A 16,436-nucleotide genomic window follows, 5' to 3' on the forward strand; every position below is an offset into this window, starting at 1 on the left:
CGCAGCCTGCCGCGCCCCCTGCGCTGCATGGGCGGCCTTGACGCCCACGAAAACCCACCATGTCCGAAACTCCCTCCAAAGAAGACGAACTGGCCGGCACTGAGCAGCCGTTCGTACAGCACCTCATGGAGCTGCGCGACCGCCTGGTCAAGGCCATGATCGCCATCGCCATTGCGGCGGCGATCCTGTTCTTCTTCCCGGGGCCCGGCGCGCTGTATGACTTTCTGGCCGCCCCCCTGGTGGCCCATCTGCCCAAGGGAGCCACGCTGATCGCCACCTCGGTGATCTCGCCCTTCATGGTGCCGCTCAAGATCTTGCTGATGTCGGCGTTTTTGCTGGCGCTGCCCTTTGTGCTGTGGCAGATCTGGGCTTTTGTGGCGCCCGGCCTGTATTCGCACGAGAAGAAGCTGGTGCTGCCGCTGGTGATCTCCAGCACGCTGCTGTTCTTCGTGGGAGTGGCGTTTTGCTACTACCTGGTGTTTGGACAGGTGTTTGCCTTCATCCAGAGCTTTGCGCCCAAGAGCATCACGGCGGCACCTGACATAGAGGCCTACCTGAGTTTTGTGCTGTCCATGTTCCTGGCGTTTGGCATGGCCTTCGAGGTGCCGATTGCTGTGGTGGTGCTGGCGCGCATGGGCATCGTGAGCGTGCAGAAGCTGCGCGAGTTTCGTGGCTATTTCATCGTGCTGGCCTTTGTGGTGGCCGCCGTCGTGACCCCGCCCGATGTGGTGTCGCAGCTGTCGCTGGCCGTGCCGATGTGCCTGCTGTACGAAGTGGGCATCTGGGCCGCACAGATCTTCATCAAGCACACCCAGGCGCCCGAAGAGCCTGGCGAGTCCGCTTCCGCATCCTGACCCTCTGGCCTCGCAAGGGGCGGGGCCGCGACGAAGGTATGCGCAGATCACGTCTCTGGGGCTTCGCCCAGGCTGCGAAAGCGAATATTCAATAAAGACAGCCGCAAGCGCTAGTGTTATATGCGCTTGAAGCTATCATTTTCATAGTGCTGCGTGGAGTTGGCTGCACACGCGTTGGCGTGACATGAGCCATCCGATCCCTTCCTGCCGGCCCGTGCTTCATTCCCGCCTGAGCTCGCACAAGGGCCATCGAGGCCGCCAATCTTCGCTGACCTGTTCCCACTCTCCGCTGCGCTGACGGCTCGTACCCGGCCTTGGTGATTCCGGTCCTAGCCTGTTCAGGCGTCAGCGTCTCACATTGCGCTGGGGTCGGGGGCGTACGCCCGGGTTGATGCTCAGCTCCACCCGCTTGTCAGCCCGCTGCACGTCAAACGCTGCCGCCTGGCCGGGCTTGAGCGCTGCCACAGCGGTCAGCAGCTGCGACACATTGCTCACGGCCTTGCCATCCACCTGCACGATCACGTCGCCGGGCCGCATGCCAGCTTGGGCGGCGGGGCCATCCTGCAGCACGCCGGTGATGATCACGCCCTCGGTGGCCTTCTTCACGCCAAAGGTTTCTGCCAGTTCGGGCGAGAGTTCGTTGGGCTCCACGCCGATCCAGCCGCGCGTGACCTGCCCGTCCTTCACGATGCCATCGAGCACCATGCGCGCCGTGGACACGGGGATGGCAAAGCCGATGCCCATGCTGCCGCCCGAGCGCGAGTAGATCGCGGTGTTGATGCCCATGAGGTTGCCGTTCACATCGACCAGCGCGCCGCCCGAATTGCCGGGGTTGATGGCCGCGTCGGTCTGGATGAAGTTCTCGAAGGTGTTGATGCCCAGCTGGCTGCGGCCCAGCGCGCTCACGATGCCGCTGGTCACGGTCTGGCCCACACCGAAGGGGTTGCCGATGGCCAGCACCTGGTCGCCCACGTCCAAGGCGTCGGAGTTGCCCAGCACGATGACGGGCAGCTTGTCGAGTTCGATCTTGAGGATGGCCAGGTCGGTGTCGGGGTCAGTGCCGATCACGCGCGCACGGGCGCGGCGGCTGTCGGTGAGGGTCACCTCGATCTCGTCCGCGCCTTCCACCACGTGGTTGTTGGTCAGGATGTAGCCCTCGGGGCTCACGATCACGCCGCTGCCCAGGCCCGCCTGTGCCTGGCTGCCCTGGTCGCCAAAGAAGAACTGGAACCAGGGGTCGTTGCTGCGCGGGTGGCGCACTTCCTTGCTGGTGTTGATGCTGACCACGGCCGGTGCCGCCTTGCGCGCCGCACCGCTGAAGCTGCCCGCTGCGGGCTGGGAAGGTGGTGTGGCGGGGGCCTCCAGCAGCGCAATGCCCGCCCCGGAGCGCGTGGTGCCCCGGCCCAGCCATTCAGGCTGGAGCGTGGCGACAACAAAGTAGGCCGCAACGAGGACCGTCACGGACTGGGAAAACAGCAGCCAGAGTCGCTTCATGAAAGGTGCTTACCGGTGGTACAGGGTGGGCAATGGAGGCGGGCCCCGCAGATTCTCCTGGGCGGCCCGGTGTATTCCTCCAGTGCGGGATTGTCTCCCAATGTGGGGTGCGGACGGCGCGCCACAATAGCGGCATGAGCATTCACCGCAGTCAACTTTTGCAGGCGTTTGACAGCCTGCTGCAACCCGAGCGCTTCAAGGACTACGGCCCCAACGGCCTGCAGGTCGAGGGCAAGGCCGAGATCCGGCGAGTGGTGAGCGGCGTGACCGCCAGCCGTGCGCTGATCGAAGCGGCCATTGCAGCGCAGGCCGACGCCATCTTTGTGCACCACGGCCTGTTCTGGCGCGGGCAGGACGGCCGCATCACGGGCTGGATGAAGCAGCGGCTGCAGCTGCTGCTGGCACACGACATCAACCTGTTTGCCTACCACCTGCCGCTCGATGCCCATGCTGACCTCGGCAACAACGCACAGCTGGGCCGGGTGCTGGGTTTTGCCGCCGATGCGCGGTTTGGCGAGCAGGACCTGGGCTTTGCGGCGCCAGCGGCGTTCGACAATGTCCAGGCCGTGGCCGACCATGTGGCCCAGGTGCTCGGACGCTCAGTCACCCTGGCGTCTCCGGGTGATGTGGGTGGTGATGCCGCTGCACAGCGCCCCGTGCGCCGCGTGGCGTGGTGCACGGGCGGCGCGCAAGGGTATTTCGAGTCGGCCATCGCGGCAGGGGCGGATGTTTTCATCACCGGCGAAATCTCCGAGCCCCAGACGCATCTTGCGCGCGAGACGGGCGTGGGCTTCATTGCTGCCGGGCACCATGCCACCGAGCGCTACGGCGCCCCCGCTGTGGCGGGCCATGTGGCAGAACAGTGCGGGCTGACCCACCAGTTCATCGAGATCGACAACCCCGCCTAGCCCACGGCGAAAAACCGCACAACAAGGCGTCGAATTGTCAGGTTGTGTGGTTCATTTGCTCACTTATTCATAGCTAATGGCGCTTGATCAACTGGCGCTAGAGGCACTTTTGGCTTCAAACCCATGCAACCCATCGCCATCACCCAGGGTGACCCTGCCGGCATCGGCCCCGAGATCGTGGCCAAGGCTTTTCGGGATGCGCCCGATGCGCTGCGCCATTGTTTTGTCGTCGGTGACCTGGCCACTGTGCGCCGCGCTGCAGGTGTCATCACGCGCCCCGGCGTGCCCGGTGTGCCCGTAGCGCAGATCGGTGCACCCGGCGAGGCGGCGGACGCTCCGCCTCGCTGCATCCCTGTGCTGCAACTGCCCGGTATCCCGGGGGCCCAGCCTTGGGGCGAGATCAGTGCCGCCGCGGGCCGCGCTGCGGCGGATAGCGTGGTCTGGGCCGCGCGCGCCGCGTTGCGTGGGGAGGTGGCGGCGCTGGTGACGGCACCGTTACACAAGGAGGCGCTGTCCGCAGCCGGGGTGGACTTTCCGGGGCACACGGAGCTGTTGCAGGCAGAGGCCGCCGCGCACCAGGACGTGCCGCTGGCCCAGATGCCGGTGCGCATGATGCTGGCCAATGACGAGCTGCGCACCGTGCTCGTCAGCATCCATGTGTCGCTGCGCGACGCGATTGCGGCCGTGACACAAGACAACGTGCTGCAGACGCTGCACATCACCCACGCGGCCCTGCAGCGCAGCCTGGGCCGCGTCCCGCGCATCGGTGTGGCGGGGCTCAATCCCCATGCGGGCGAGGGCGGTTTGTTCGGCCGCGAAGAGCTGGAGGTGATCGTTCCGGCCATTGCAGCCGCGCGTGGCGAGGGGCTGGACGTACACGGCCCCTTTGCGCCCGACACGGTGTTCATGCGCGCTCGCAGCACGCCGCAGCGCGCGGGCGAATTCGACGTGGTGATTGCCATGTACCACGACCAGGGCCTGATCCCGGTGAAGTACTTGGGGGTGGAAAAGGGCGTGAACGTGACCCTGGGCCTGCCCCTGGTGCGCACCAGCCCCGACCATGGCACGGCGTTTGACATTGCGGGGCAGGGCATTGCAGACCCCTCCAGCCTGATCGAGGCGGTGCGCATGGCGCGGGCGCTGTGCGGGTGATGTCGGCCGCCGAGGCTTTCCAGCCCGGCGCTGATCGAAATCAAACGAACGGCTGAAAAAGTGGGTGCCTGCCCGGGCGCAGCAGCGCCCCAAGCTGTCCAGAAAAGCCAACGCCACCGGCGGCTGGTCGTTGCAGCGTAGCGGTGGCGTAATGTACGGCCGCAGGGGCCGCTTGCCCAAGGGGGCTACTTCTTCAGGCTATCGCGGATTTCGCGCAGCAGCACGATGTCTTCGGGGGGCGCCACCGGCGCGGCGGGGGCGGGAGGAGCTTCGCGCTTGAGGCGATTGATCTGCTTGATCATCATGAAGATGATGAACGCTAGGATCACAAAGTTGACCGCCACGGTCAGGAAGTTGCCATAGGCAAACACGGGTACGCCCGCTTTTTTGAGGGCATCGAGCGTGGTGCCCGTGCCCGGGGGCACGGTGCCCAGCACGATGAACAGGTTGGAGAAATCGAGCTTGCCAAAGACCAGCCCTACCACGGGCATGATCAGGTCCGCTACCACCGAATCCACGATCTTGCCAAAGGCACCGCCAATGATGACGCCCACCGCGAGGTCAATCACATTGCCCTTGACCGCGAACTCCCTGAACTCTTGCATCATCCCCATGTAGTTTCTCCTGGTAAAACGGTGATCGGCGAGTATCGCCCGGTTCGCCCCTCTGTCAAGGCAGCAAACCACTTGGAAATAACCATTTTCACTCCGCTACAATTCGCGGTTGACCCCAATCTAGCGATGTTCATCGAGGATCCCCATGAGTGACACTCCAATCGACTCCAGCAAGCGGACGTGGATCATCACGTCAGCATGTGCTGGTGCGGTGGGCGGCGTGGCAACCGCCGTTCCTTTCGTGAGTACTTTCCAGCCCTCAGAGCGTGCCAAAGCCGCTGGTGCTGCAGTCGAGGTGGATATCTCCGCCCTCAAACCTGGAGAAAAGGTCACTGTGGAGTGGCGCGGCAAGCCCGTCTGGATCATCAAGCGCACGCCCGAGCAACTGGCAGAGCTGCCCAAGCTCGACGGCCAGCTCGCCGATCCCAAGTCGGAGCGCAAGCCCTCCGAACTCACGCCCGAGTACGCCCGCAACGAGGCGCGTTCGATCAAGCCAGAAATTTTTGTGGGTGTGGGCATCTGCTCGCACTTGGGTTGCTCGCCCTCCGACAAGTTTCAGCCCGGTGCACAGCCTTCGCTGCCCGATGACTGGAAGGGCGGCTTCCTGTGCCCCTGCCACGGCTCCACGTTCGACATGGCGGGCCGCGTCTTCAAGAACAAGCCAGCTCCCGACAACCTCGAGGTGCCTCCGCACATGTACCTGTCCGATACGCGCCTGCTGATCGGTGAAGACAAGAAGGCTTGACGGAGAACGACATGGCCCACGAATTCAAAGAAATCTCGCCGAACGCCTCCGCAGGCGCCAAGGTCACCAACTGGTTCGAGAACCGGTTCCCGACGGCCTTTGACGCCTACAAGGTCCACATGTCGGAGTACTACGCTCCGAAGAACTTCAACTTCTGGTACATCTTCGGCTCGCTCGCGCTGGTCGTGCTGGTGATCCAGATCGTGACCGGCATCTTCCTGGTCATGCACTACAAGCCGGACGCCAACCTGGCGTTCGCCTCGGTCGAGTACATCATGCGCGATGTGCCCTGGGGCTGGCTGATCCGCTACATGCACTCCACGGGCGCTTCGGCGTTCTTCGTGGTGGTGTACCTGCACATGTTCCGTGGCCTCATCTACGGCAGCTACCGCAAGCCGCGCGAGCTGGTCTGGATCTTCGGCTGCGCAATCTTCCTGTGCCTCATGGCTGAAGCCTTCATGGGCTACCTGCTGCCCTGGGGCCAGATGTCCTACTGGGGCGCCCAGGTGATCGTGAACCTGTTTGCCGCCATTCCCTTCATCGGCCCGGACCTTGCCCTGCTGATCCGTGGCGACTACGTGGTGGGCGACGCGACGCTGAACCGCTTCTTCAGCTTCCACGTGATTGCCGTGCCCCTGGTGCTGCTGGGCCTGGTGGTAGCGCATTTGCTGGCGCTGCACGACGTGGGCTCTAACAACCCCGATGGTGTGGAAATCAAGGGCCCCAAGGCTCCCAAGGATGCCAACGGCAAGCCGCTCGATGGCGTGCCCTTCCACCCTTACTACACGGTGCATGACATCTTCGCGTTGAGCATGTTCCTGATGGCGTTCACGGCCGTGGTGTTCTTTGCTCCCGAGTTCGGTGGCTACTTCCTCGAATACAACAACTTCATCCCTGCGGATCCGCTCAAGACCCCGGCCCACATTGCCCCGGTCTGGTACTTCACGCCGTTCTATTCGATGCTGCGCGCCATCACCACCGAGATGATGTACGTGCTCGTGCTGTGCGTGGTCGCTGGCGCCGGTTTTGGCGTGCTCAAGGCCAAGCTGCCCAGCTTTGTGAAGGCGGGTATCGCGGGTGCGGCCGTGGTGGTCATCGCCATGATGCTGTCCATCGATGCCAAGTTCTGGGGTGTGGTGGTGATGGGTGGCGCTGTGATCATCCTGTTCTTCCTGCCCTGGCTGGATCACAGCCCCGTCAAGTCGATCCGCTACCGCCCTGACTGGCACAAGTACCTGTACGGCGTGTTCGTGATCATCTTCCTGATCCTGGGCTACCTGGGTGTACAGCCACCATCGCCGATTGGCGAGCGGGTGTCGCAAGTCGGAACGCTGTTCTACTTCGGCTTCTTCTTGCTGATGCCCTGGTGGAGCCGCATCGGTGAAACCAAGCCCGTGCCTGACCGCGTGACCTTTGTGGCGCACTGAGCCTGGAGATAACAACAATGAAGAAAATCATCCTCACGTTGATCGCCGCTGTGGGTCTGGCCACTGGTGCTGCCCATGCGGCAGGCGCTGACACCATCGCCTGGGACAAGGCGCCCAACAAGACCAACGACCTGGCCTCGCTGCAAAACGGTGCTAAGATTTTTGTCAACTACTGCCTCAGCTGCCACTCCGCTGCGTTCATGCGGTTCAACCGCCTGCGCGACATTGGTCTGACGGAGCAGCAGATCAAGGACAACCTGCTGTTCACCACCGACAAGGTCGGCGAAACCATGAAGGCGTCGATCGACCCCAAGCAGGCCAAGGAATGGTTTGGGGCCAACCCGCCCGACCTCACCGTGATCGCACGTTCGCGTGCAGGCCACGGCGGTACGGGGGCTGACTATCTGTACACCTTCCTGCGCACTTTCTACCGCGACGACACCAAGGCCACGGGCTGGAACAACCTGGCTTTCCCCAGCGTGGGCATGCCCCATGTGCTGTGGCAAATGCAAGGCGAACGTCGTCCCGTGTTTGAAGAGCACGAGAGCCATGGCCACAAGACCCAGGTGTTCAAGGGCTGGGAGCAGATCACTCCCGGCACGATGACACCGCTGCAGTTCGACCAGAACATTGGTGATCTGGTGAATTACCTGCAGTGGATGGGTGAGCCCGCGCAAAACATCCGGTGGCGCGTCGGCGTCTGGGTGCTGATTTTCCTGGGCGTGTTCACCGTCATCGCCTGGCGCCTGAACGCCGCGTTCTGGAAGGACGTCAAGTAAACGCCAGATCCATTCCCAGCACCCTGCGGGGTGCCATTGGATTTATTGCAGAGTGGGCGCTTTTGGCGTCCCACTCTTTTGATTTTTAGGAGCCTCCCACCATGATGGTGCTTTATTCGGGTACGACCTGTCCCTTCTCCCACCGCTGCCGTTTTGTCCTGTTTGAAAAGGGCATGGACTTTGAAATCCGCGATGTGGACCTGTACAACAAGCCCGAAGACATCAGCGTGATGAACCCGTACGGCCAGGTGCCCATCCTGGTCGAGCGCGACTTGATCCTGTACGAGTCGAACATCATCAATGAGTACATCGATGAGCGTTTTCCTCACCCCCAACTGATGCCCGGTGACCCGGTGGACCGCGCCCGCGTGCGCCTGTTCCTGCTCAACTTCGAGAAGGAACTGTTCGTGCACGTGAACACGCTCGAATCGCGCGCCACCAAGGGCAACGAAAAGGCGCTGGAAAAGGCCCGCGCGCACATTCGCGACCGCCTGACGCAGCTGGCCCCCGTGTTCCTCAAGAACAAATACATGCTGGGTGACAACTTTTCGATGCTGGACGTGGCCATTGCCCCACTGCTGTGGCGCCTCGACTACTACGGCATTGACCTGTCCAAGAATGCGGCTCCGCTGCTCAAGTACGCAGAGCGCATCTTCTCGCGCCCGGCCTACATCGAAGCGCTGACGCCGTCCGAAAAGGTCATGCGGAAGTAAGCAGCGGCCTGCAGACTTCACTTCTTCCATCGTAGCCGTAACAACGCCATCCATGACCGCACAGGAATCGACCTCCACGCGCCCCTATCTCATTCGTGCGCTGTACGAATGGTGCACCGACAACGGGCTGACGCCTTATGTGGCGGTGCGTGTGGACGATTCCGTGCAGGTGCCGCGCGAGTATGTGAAGGACGGCGAAATCGTTCTGAACATCAGCTTTGATGCCACCAGCGCGTTGCAGCTGGGCAATGAATTCATCGAATTCAAAGCCCGATTTGGCGGCAAGCCCCGCGAAATCCTGGTGCCCGTGGGCCGTGTGATTGCCATCTATGCCCGCGAGAACGGTCAGGGCATGGCGTTTCCGCCCCCAGTGGATCTGCTGTCTTCTGCAGAAGGGGCTCCGGCAGCACTGTCTGCGGCGGGCGCTCCTGCTGCCGCGCCAGCGGAGGAGGCGTCGGCCGCAGCCGCGGAAGATCGCATTGTGCAACTGGTGGGGGTGGAAGACGGTCACAAGGACGATGGGGGCGATGCGCCCCGGCCTCCGCCTTCTCAGGGTGGCGCGCGTCCCTCGCTGAAGCGCATCAAATAACGCGTTTTCAAATTTCGGGCGGTTTTTACAGGATAAAATACCGCCTTCGCCGGTTTAGCTCAGTTGGTAGAGCACCCGCCTTGTAAGCGGTAGGTCGTCAGTTCGATTCCGACAACCGGCACCATCTCTCTTCTTTTCCCATTCCCTGGCCCGACGCTTGCCGTCAGGTTTGAACTTTCAGGCGAATCGCGTTAACCTCCCACCCCCGACTGCGCAGATGCGCCTGCAAAGCAGGCAGCAGTTGGCGTATTTTTGCCGCCGCAGCGTTGCTCTTTACCAGCAGGCACCAGCTGTCCCCGTCGATGGGACCCGCCTGAACTGCAGGGCGCAGCGCGGCGGGGATCAGCAATTCAATGGCCTTGAGCCGATCACTGGAGTCGCGTGTCAGCGCTGTGAGCCTGGCCAGTGTGGGGGATTCCTCACTGGCCTGCTGCAGGGTGACGGCGTAGTGGCGGCGATTCATGGCGTAGCGTCTTCGGGCGTGGAGTATGGACAGTGCATTTGATTATCACGGACGCCAGGCTGGCGCGCAGCCGGGCCATTCATTTGTCTGGCACACGCCTGGTACTGGCAGGGCTTGCGGTATCGCTTTGCTTGATGGTGGTGGCGGCAGGGCTGTACCACTGGGTGTTTCTGAAAGGCGCGCGTGAGGGCTGGCCCATTGTGGGCTCGCTGGTGCGTTTGGTGGTGAAGGACGAGTTTGCGGAGCGTGACCGTTTCATGCGCGCCAACCTGGACGCCATGGCCCGGCGCGTGGGTGAAATGCAGGCGCGCATGGTGCAGCTGGAGTCCCTGGGGGACCGTGTGTTGGGTTTGGCAGGCATGGCGCCTGCGGACATCCCGAAGCAGGATGCGCGCGGCGGTGCCTTGGTGAGCGCTCGCAATCTGTCGATGGAAGAATTGCAGGCCACGCTGGACGATCTGGAACGCCTGACCAACCAGCGTGTGGATCTAATGACGGTGCTGGAGTCCCGTCTGTTTGATCAGCACATCCGCAAGAAGATGATCCCGACCCATGCGCCCGTCACGGGGCGCGTGGCAGGTTCGGGATTTGGCTGGCGCGTCGACCCCATCACAGGGCAGTCGGCCTTGCACACGGGGCTGGATTTCCAGGCAGATACCGGCACGCCCATCTTGGCGGCCGCCGGGGGCGTGGTCGTGACCCAGGAATACCACCCTGCATACGGCAACATGGTCGAGGTAGACCATGGCAATCAGCTGGTGACGCGCTATGCCCATGCCTCCCGCGTACTGGTCAAACAAGGCGACATCGTGCGCCGTGGGCAAGAGATTGCAGAAATTGGCACCACCGGTCGCTCCACGGGCCCCCATCTGCACTTTGAGGTGCTGGTGCAGGGGGTTTTCCAGGATCCTCAGAAGTTTCTGAATGCGGGCGGTACAGCCACCGGGGCCCAGGTCGCCGCGGTTCAGCCCTCCCCGTTGGCGGGACAGCCGGCTACCCCGGGAACGGGCAGGTAAAATCGCGGGTCCGGCGTTCTCTGCCCGCCGTTGCAATGCTTGCAATACCGGTCGCAGGACCCATCTGAACTCAATTCATTTTAGGGATTTCGGTCGCCTGACGCGCTGATGGCAGCGGGACAGGCGGTCCTGTTCGCATGGCCACCAACTTCCTCACCAAAATATTCGGCAGCCGCAATGACCGGCTTCTCAAGCAGTACCGCAAGACGGTGAACCGCATCAATGCGATGGAGCCCGAGTACGAGAAGCTGTCGGACGAGCAGCTGCGGGCCAAGACGCAGGAGTTCAAGGACCGCGTGGCCAAAGGCGAGTCTCTGGACAGCATCCTCCCCGAAGCGTTTGCCGTGGTGCGCGAGGGTTCCAAGCGCGTCATGAAGATGCGGCACTTTGATGTGCAGCTGCTGGGCGGCATGGCGCTGCACTTCGGCAAGATCGCCGAAATGCGCACCGGCGAAGGCAAGACCCTGACGGCCACACTGCCGGTGTACCTCAATGCCCTCTCGGGCAAGGGCGTGCACGTGGTGACGGTGAATGACTACCTCGCCAACCGCGACGCGCAGTGGATGGGGCGCCTGTACAACTTCCTGGGCCTCACGGTGGGCATCAACCTGCCCAACATGCCCCGTGAAGAAAAGCAGGCGGCGTACCGGGCCGACATCACCTACGGCACCAACAACGAATACGGCTTTGACTACCTGCGTGACAACATGGTCTACGAGGCGCAGGACCGCGTGCAGCAGGGCCTGAACTTCGCCATCGTGGACGAGGTGGACTCCATCCTGATCGATGAGGCCCGCACGCCGCTCATCATCAGCGGCCAGGCCGAAGACCACACGGCGATGTACATCGCCATGAACAAGGTGGTGCCCCTGTTGGTGCGCCAAGAGGGCGAAGCCGACCCCCGCACGGGTGAAGGCGTGACCAAGCCCGGCGATTTCACGCTGGACGAAAAAACCCACCAGGTGTTCCTGACCGAGCAAGGCCACGAGACGGCCGAACGCATTCTGGCCTCGCATGGCCTGATCGCCGAAGGCGCATCGGTGTATGACCCGGCCAACATCACGCTGATGCACCACCTGTATGCGGCGCTGCGGGCCAACCACCTGTACCACCGCGATCAGCACTACGTGGTGCAAAACGGCGAGATCGTGATCGTGGACGAGTTCACCGGCCGCCTCATGTCGGGCCGCCGCTGGAGTGAAGGTCTGCACCAGGCTGTGGAAGCCAAGGAAGGCGTGAACATCCAGGCCGAGAACCAGACGCTGGCCTCCATCACCTTCCAGAACTATTTCCGCCTGTACAGCAAACTCGCCGGCATGACGGGTACGGCCGATACCGAGGCCTATGAGTTCCAGGAAATCTATGGCCTGGAAACCATGGTCATCCCGCCCAACCGCCCCAGCAAGCGCGACGACCAACTGGACCGCGTGTACAAGACCACGCGTGAGAAGTACGAAGCCGCGATCAAGGACATTCGCGAATGCCACGAGCGCGGCCAGCCCGTGCTGGTGGGCACCACGTCGATCGAGAACTCCGAAATCATCGACCAGCTGCTGAACAAGGAAGGTCTGCCCCACCAGGTGCTCAATGCCAAGCAGCACGCCCGTGAGGCCGATATCGTGGCCCAGGCGGGGCGTGAGGGCATGATCACCATCGCCACCAACATGGCCGGCCGCGGTACCGACATCGTGCTGGGCGGCAACATCGAGAAGGATGTCGCGGCCATCGAAGCCGACGAATCCCTGTCCGAGTCCGAGCGCGCCGCCAAGGTGGCCGCGCTGCGCGAGCAGTGGAAGGTGGATCACGAGAAGGTCAAGGCGCTGGGCGGCCTGCGCATCATCGCCACCGAGCGCCACGAGTCCCGTCGCATCGACAACCAGCTCCGTGGCCGTTCGGGCCGCCAGGGCGACCCTGGTTCCTCGCGTTTCTACCTGAGCCTGGACGACTCGCTCATGCGCATCTTCGCGGGCGACCGCGTGAAAGCGATCATGGACCGCCTGAAGATGCCCGATGGCGAAGCCATTGAAGCGGGCATCGTGACCCGCAGCATCGAGTCGGCCCAGCGCAAGGTGGAGGCCCGCAACTTCGACATCCGCAAGCAATTGCTGGAATACGACGATGTGGCCAACGACCAGCGCAAGGTGATCTACCAGCAGCGCAACGACATCCTGGACGCGACGGACCTGTCGGACGTGATCGCCGCCATGCGCGAAGACTGCATGACCGATCTGGTCCGCCAGTACGTGCCCGCCGAATCGGTGGAAGAGCAGTGGGATCTGGCCGCGCTGGAGAAGGCGCTTGCAGAAGAATGGCAGGTATCGATTGCGCTGCAGCAGGAAGTGCAGGGCGCCAATGCGATCACCGACGATGAAATCCTGGACAAGGTCCTGCAGGCAGCACATGCGGCCTTCAATGCCAAGGTCGAGCAGGTGGGCCGCGAGAACTTCACGCAGTTCGAGCGTGTGGTGCTGCTGCAGAACTTTGACTCCAACTGGCGTGATCACCTGAGCGCACTCGACTACCTGCGCCAGGGCATTCATCTGCGCGGCTATGCGCAAAAGCAGCCCAAGCAGGAGTACAAGCGCGAGGCCTTCGAGCTGTTCCGTCAGCTCATCGACCAAGTCAAGAACGAGGTCACCAAGATCCTCATGACCGTGCAGGTGCAGTCGCAGGCGCAACTCGACCAGGCTGCGCAGGACATGGAGCAGCGCGCCGAAAGCATTGCCAACGTGACCTACACCGCACCCACCGAAACCGGCGAAGTGGAGACCACGGTGGATGCACAGACCGTGGCCCAGCAAGCGGTGCCTGAAGGCATGCGCGTGGGCCGTAACGACCCCTGCCCTTGCGGCAGCGGCAAGAAGTACAAGCAGTGCCACGGCAAACTGGCTTGATTTACTGATCCAGACAACACGGGCTTCGGCCCGTGTTTTCATTGGCGCGCCACGGTTTTCCGGATAATCGGCCGCAGTTTTTTGAGAAAGACCCCCATGCCCGTCAATCTAGTCGCCCCCGTTGCTGCCGATCTGCACCCCATCGCGGGCGTGCGCATCGGTGTTGCCGAAGCCGGTGTCCGCAAGGCCCACCGCAAGGACCTCACCGTGTTCCTGCTGGACGAGGGAGCCAGCGTGGCGGGCGTGTTCACGCAGAACCGCTTTTGCGCAGCGCCGGTGCAGATCAGCCGCGAGCATCTGGCCAGCGGCCAACCCATCCGCGCCATGGTCATCAACACCGGCAACGCCAACGCGGGCACGGGGGCAGACGGCCTGGCGCGTGCGCGCTCCACCTGCATTGCGCTCGCCCGCCAGCTGAGCGTGGCGCCCGAGCAGATCCTGCCGTTCTCGACCGGCGTGATCATGGAGCCGCTGCCCAACGACCGCATCGAAGCGGGACTGCCCGCCGCCATCGCCGACGCGCAGCCCGGCCACTGGGCGCGTGCCGCCGAGGGCATCATGACCACCGACACACTGCCCAAGGCATTCTCTGTGCAGGTGCAGATCGGTGGTGCCACGGTGTCCATCACGGGCATCAGCAAGGGCGCGGGCATGATCCGCCCCAACATGGCCACCATGCTGGGCTTCTTGGCCACGGACGCTTGCGTGGCCCCCGCCGTCATGCAGCAACTGGCGCGTGAACTGGCCGATGGCTCCTTCAACCGCGTCACCATCGACGGCGACACATCGACGAATGACTCGTTCGTGGTTGTCGCCACCAACAAGGCAGCGCATGCCCCCGTGACCTCGCTCGACAGCTCGGACGGCCAGGCCCTCAAGGCGGCGATGCTTTCGGTGTCGCAAAAGCTGGCGCAGGCCATCGTGCGCGACGGCGAGGGGGCGACCAAGTTCATCACGGTGCGCGTCGAAGGCGGCAAGACGGGCGACGAGTGCCGCAAGGTGGCCTACGCCATTGCCCATTCGCCGCTGGTCAAGACGGCCTTTTTTGCCAGCGACCCGAACCTGGGCCGCATCCTGGCGGCTGTGGGCTACGCAGGCATTGACGACCTGGACCAGACCGGCATCGACCTGTACCTGGACGATGTGCATGTGGCGCTGCAAGGGGGGCGCAACCCCGCCTATCGCGAAGAAGACGGCCAGCGCGTGATGAAGCAGAGCGAGATCACCGTGAGGGTGCTGCTGGGACGTGGAACCGCAGCAGACACGGTGTGGACCTGCGACTTCAGCCACGAGTACGTGACCATCAACGCAGATTACCGCTCGTGAGCTGGTTTTTGCTATCTTTGTGATAGCTGTTGAGGCATATTCCACTAGCGCATGTCGCCACAATGAACGAAAAATTTGAACGCTTGGTCGAGCGCGCCGAGCAGCTCATCGCCCGCATCGAGTCGGTGCTGCCCCAGCCCCTGGGAGCACCCGACTGGTCTGCCTCCATTGCCTGGCGCTACCGCAAGCGCAGCAGTGGGCATGGCACGCTGGAGCCCGTGCGCCACGTGGGCGCGATGCGGCTGGCGGACCTCAAGGAAATCGATCCGCAAAAGGAAAAGATCGAACGCAACACGCAGCAGTTTGTGCAGGGCAAGCCCGCCAACAATGTGCTGCTGACTGGCGCGCGTGGCACCGGCAAGTCGTCGCTCATCAAGGCCTGCCTGAACGCCTATGCGGCCGAAGGCCTGCGCCTGATCGAGGTGGACAAGGCCGACCTGACCGACCTGCCGGACATCGTGGATGTAGTGTCTGACCGGCCCGAGAAATTCATCGTCTTCTGCGATGACCTGAGTTTTGAGGACGGCGAACCAGGCTACAAGGCGCTCAAGTCGATTCTGGACGGCTCGGTGGCGGCGGCGACGCCCAACGTGCTGATCTACGCCACGAGTAACCGGCGCCACTTGCTGCCGGAGTACATGGCCGACAACCTCACCTACACCCACACCGAAGACGGCGAGGTGCACCCGGGCGAGGTGGTGGAGGAGAAGATTTCGCTGTCCGAGCGCTTCGGCCTGTGGGTCAGTTTCTACCCGTTTAGCCAGCAGGAGTACCTGACCATCGTGGCGCAGTGGCTGTCGTCGTTCGGCGTGCCCGCGCAGGCCATTGAGGAGGCGCGGCCTGAGGCGCTGGTCTGGGCGCTGGAGCGGGGCTCGCGCAGCGGCCGCGTGGCGTACCAGTTTGCGCGCGACTATGCGGGGCGCCATGGTGGCTGAAAATATCGCCCCCCATGGCACGCCAGCCGTTGCCGAACGCAAACACACCGAAGTGGCTGTCGGCATCCTGCTGCGCGCTGATGGCGCGATGCTGCTGTCCACCCGCCCGCCGGGCAAGCCCTACGCAGGGTACTGGGAGTTTCCGGGCGGCAAGCTCGAAGCGGGTGAGACGGTGGAGCAGGCCCTGCGCCGCGAGCTGATCGAGGAGCTGGGCGTGACCATCGGCCCGGCCAGCGTCTGGAAAGTGACCGAACACGATTACCCCCACGCCCTGGTTCGCCTGCACTGGTGCAAGGTCTGGGAATGGACCGGTGAGTTCGAGATGCGCGAAGGCCAGTCCATGGCCTGGCAGCAAATGCCGATCACGGTGTCTCCCGTGCTGCCCGGTGCCTATCCGGTGCTGCAATGGCTGGCCGAGGAGCGAGGCTCTGAGTCTGCGGTGGAGTGAAATCTCCGCCTATGTCGGGCTGATGTGCTATTGAATTAGTAGCTGCTCAGGCATGCAGTACTAGCGATACCGCTGGTTT

At 63.2% G+C, this 16,436-nt stretch carries 16 protein-coding genes and 1 tRNA gene; 14 read left to right on the top strand and 3 right to left on the bottom strand.

What is annotated here, in order from left to right:
- The first annotated feature begins 59 nt into the window (after positions 1-59).
- A complete protein-coding gene (tatC, locus tag ACODSM_RS18745; protein ID WP_110959728.1) occupies positions 60-854 on the top strand; it encodes a twin-arginine translocase subunit TatC in 795 nt (264 codons plus the stop codon).
- A gap of 345 nt (positions 855-1,199) precedes the next feature.
- Here tatC and ACODSM_RS18750 read toward each other — a convergent pair whose 3' ends face one another.
- Entirely contained in the window at positions 1,200-2,348 is a 1,149-nt protein-coding gene (locus ACODSM_RS18750; RefSeq protein WP_291445535.1) for a Do family serine endopeptidase, read from the bottom strand.
- A gap of 134 nt (positions 2,349-2,482) precedes the next feature.
- Here ACODSM_RS18750 and ACODSM_RS18755 point away from each other — a divergent pair, with 134 nt between their 5' ends.
- Together ACODSM_RS18755 and pdxA are read left to right on the top strand one after the other, a co-directional pair.
- On the top strand, positions 2,483-3,256 hold the full coding sequence (locus tag ACODSM_RS18755; RefSeq protein WP_488806511.1) for a Nif3-like dinuclear metal center hexameric protein: 774 nt from the start codon (positions 2,483-2,485) through the stop codon (positions 3,254-3,256).
- A 123-nt stretch (positions 3,257-3,379) separates the two neighbouring features.
- Positions 3,380-4,408 carry a 4-hydroxythreonine-4-phosphate dehydrogenase PdxA gene (gene pdxA, locus ACODSM_RS18760; RefSeq protein WP_488806512.1) on the top strand — a complete coding sequence of 343 codons (1,029 nt, stop codon included), beginning with the start codon at positions 3,380-3,382 and terminating at the stop codon, positions 4,406-4,408.
- Positions 4,409-4,593: 185 nt separating this feature from the next.
- On the opposite strand, the gene mscL is transcribed toward pdxA, so the two are convergent.
- Positions 4,594-5,022, bottom strand: a complete 429-nt coding sequence (gene mscL, locus ACODSM_RS18765; protein ID WP_015012700.1) for a large conductance mechanosensitive channel protein MscL — start codon at positions 5,020-5,022, stop codon at positions 4,594-4,596.
- Between the two features lie 145 nt (positions 5,023-5,167).
- On the opposite strand from mscL, the gene petA reads away from it, so the two are divergent.
- The 6 genes from petA to ACODSM_RS18795 all read left to right on the top strand — a co-directional run bounded on the left by petA (position 5,168) and on the right by ACODSM_RS18795 (position 9,399).
- Positions 5,168-5,767 (top strand): ubiquinol-cytochrome c reductase iron-sulfur subunit, encoded by a 600-nt coding sequence (gene petA / locus ACODSM_RS18770; RefSeq protein ID WP_015012701.1) that lies wholly within the window; start codon positions 5,168-5,170, stop codon positions 5,765-5,767.
- An 11-nt stretch (positions 5,768-5,778) separates the two neighbouring features.
- Positions 5,779-7,194 (top strand): cytochrome b, encoded by a 1,416-nt coding sequence (locus ACODSM_RS18775; protein WP_015012702.1) that lies wholly within the window; start codon positions 5,779-5,781, stop codon positions 7,192-7,194.
- Between the two features lie 17 nt (positions 7,195-7,211).
- A complete protein-coding gene (locus ACODSM_RS18780) occupies positions 7,212-7,973 on the top strand; it encodes a cytochrome c1 (protein WP_488806513.1) in 762 nt (253 codons plus the stop codon).
- 101 nt (positions 7,974-8,074) lie between these two features.
- Entirely contained in the window at positions 8,075-8,686 is a 612-nt protein-coding gene (locus ACODSM_RS18785; RefSeq protein WP_005794209.1) for a glutathione S-transferase N-terminal domain-containing protein, read from the top strand.
- Between the two features lie 52 nt (positions 8,687-8,738).
- On the top strand, positions 8,739-9,275 hold the full coding sequence (locus tag ACODSM_RS18790; RefSeq protein WP_488806514.1) for a ClpXP protease specificity-enhancing factor: 537 nt from the start codon (positions 8,739-8,741) through the stop codon (positions 9,273-9,275).
- A 48-nt stretch (positions 9,276-9,323) separates the two neighbouring features.
- Positions 9,324-9,399, top strand: a tRNA-Thr gene (locus tag ACODSM_RS18795).
- 39 nt (positions 9,400-9,438) lie between these two features.
- Here ACODSM_RS18795 and ACODSM_RS18800 read toward each other — a convergent pair.
- Positions 9,439-9,738, bottom strand: coding sequence for a hypothetical protein (locus ACODSM_RS18800; RefSeq protein WP_015012705.1), 300 nt, complete (start codon positions 9,736-9,738; stop codon positions 9,439-9,441).
- A gap of 32 nt (positions 9,739-9,770) precedes the next feature.
- On the opposite strand from ACODSM_RS18800, the gene ACODSM_RS18805 reads away from it, so the two are divergent.
- From ACODSM_RS18805 to ACODSM_RS18825, 5 genes are all read left to right on the top strand, one after another.
- Positions 9,771-10,754, top strand: coding sequence for a M23 family metallopeptidase (locus ACODSM_RS18805; protein ID WP_488806515.1), 984 nt, complete (start codon positions 9,771-9,773; stop codon positions 10,752-10,754).
- A 137-nt stretch (positions 10,755-10,891) separates the two neighbouring features.
- Positions 10,892-13,648: a preprotein translocase subunit SecA gene (gene secA / locus ACODSM_RS18810; RefSeq protein ID WP_488806516.1), complete on the top strand. Its 2,757-nt coding sequence runs from the start codon at positions 10,892-10,894 to the stop codon at positions 13,646-13,648.
- A gap of 96 nt (positions 13,649-13,744) precedes the next feature.
- Complete coding sequence (argJ, locus tag ACODSM_RS18815) at positions 13,745-14,974, top strand: bifunctional glutamate N-acetyltransferase/amino-acid acetyltransferase ArgJ (protein ID WP_488806517.1); 1,230 nt, start codon at positions 13,745-13,747, stop codon at positions 14,972-14,974.
- A gap of 62 nt (positions 14,975-15,036) precedes the next feature.
- Positions 15,037-15,909, top strand: coding sequence for an ATP-binding protein (locus ACODSM_RS18820; protein WP_056060299.1), 873 nt, complete (start codon positions 15,037-15,039; stop codon positions 15,907-15,909).
- A complete protein-coding gene (locus ACODSM_RS18825; RefSeq protein WP_488806547.1) occupies positions 15,887-16,357 on the top strand; it encodes an NUDIX domain-containing protein in 471 nt (156 codons plus the stop codon). The genes ACODSM_RS18820 and ACODSM_RS18825 overlap by 23 nt, the downstream gene beginning before the upstream one ends.
- Positions 16,358-16,436: the final 79 nt, after the last annotated feature.

The sequence above is a fragment of the Acidovorax sp. FG42 genome, assembly GCF_057809195.1.

What these genes read in the sequence shown, in the direction of transcription:
- tatC (WP_110959728.1), top strand. Translation starts at nt 60, where the DNA reads ATGTCCGAAACTCCCTCCAAAGAAGACGAACTGGCCGGCACTGAGCAG.
- ACODSM_RS18750 (WP_291445535.1), bottom strand. Translation starts at nt 2,348, where the DNA reads ATGAAGCGACTCTGGCTGCTGTTTTCCCAGTCCGTGACGGTCCTCGTT.
- ACODSM_RS18755 (WP_488806511.1), top strand. Translation starts at nt 2,483, where the DNA reads ATGAGCATTCACCGCAGTCAACTTTTGCAGGCGTTTGACAGCCTGCTG.
- pdxA (WP_488806512.1), top strand. Translation starts at nt 3,380, where the DNA reads ATGCAACCCATCGCCATCACCCAGGGTGACCCTGCCGGCATCGGCCCC.
- mscL (WP_015012700.1), bottom strand. Translation starts at nt 5,022, where the DNA reads ATGGGGATGATGCAAGAGTTCAGGGAGTTCGCGGTCAAGGGCAATGTG.
- petA (WP_015012701.1), top strand. Translation starts at nt 5,168, where the DNA reads ATGAGTGACACTCCAATCGACTCCAGCAAGCGGACGTGGATCATCACG.
- ACODSM_RS18775 (WP_015012702.1), top strand. Translation starts at nt 5,779, where the DNA reads ATGGCCCACGAATTCAAAGAAATCTCGCCGAACGCCTCCGCAGGCGCC.
- ACODSM_RS18780 (WP_488806513.1), top strand. Translation starts at nt 7,212, where the DNA reads ATGAAGAAAATCATCCTCACGTTGATCGCCGCTGTGGGTCTGGCCACT.
- ACODSM_RS18785 (WP_005794209.1), top strand. Translation starts at nt 8,075, where the DNA reads ATGATGGTGCTTTATTCGGGTACGACCTGTCCCTTCTCCCACCGCTGC.
- ACODSM_RS18790 (WP_488806514.1), top strand. Translation starts at nt 8,739, where the DNA reads ATGACCGCACAGGAATCGACCTCCACGCGCCCCTATCTCATTCGTGCG.
- ACODSM_RS18800 (WP_015012705.1), bottom strand. Translation starts at nt 9,738, where the DNA reads ATGAATCGCCGCCACTACGCCGTCACCCTGCAGCAGGCCAGTGAGGAA.
- secA (WP_488806516.1), top strand. Translation starts at nt 10,892, where the DNA reads ATGGCCACCAACTTCCTCACCAAAATATTCGGCAGCCGCAATGACCGG.
- argJ (WP_488806517.1), top strand. Translation starts at nt 13,745, where the DNA reads ATGCCCGTCAATCTAGTCGCCCCCGTTGCTGCCGATCTGCACCCCATC.
- ACODSM_RS18820 (WP_056060299.1), top strand. Translation starts at nt 15,037, where the DNA reads ATGAACGAAAAATTTGAACGCTTGGTCGAGCGCGCCGAGCAGCTCATC.
- ACODSM_RS18825 (WP_488806547.1), top strand. Translation starts at nt 15,887, where the DNA reads ATGCGGGGCGCCATGGTGGCTGAAAATATCGCCCCCCATGGCACGCCA.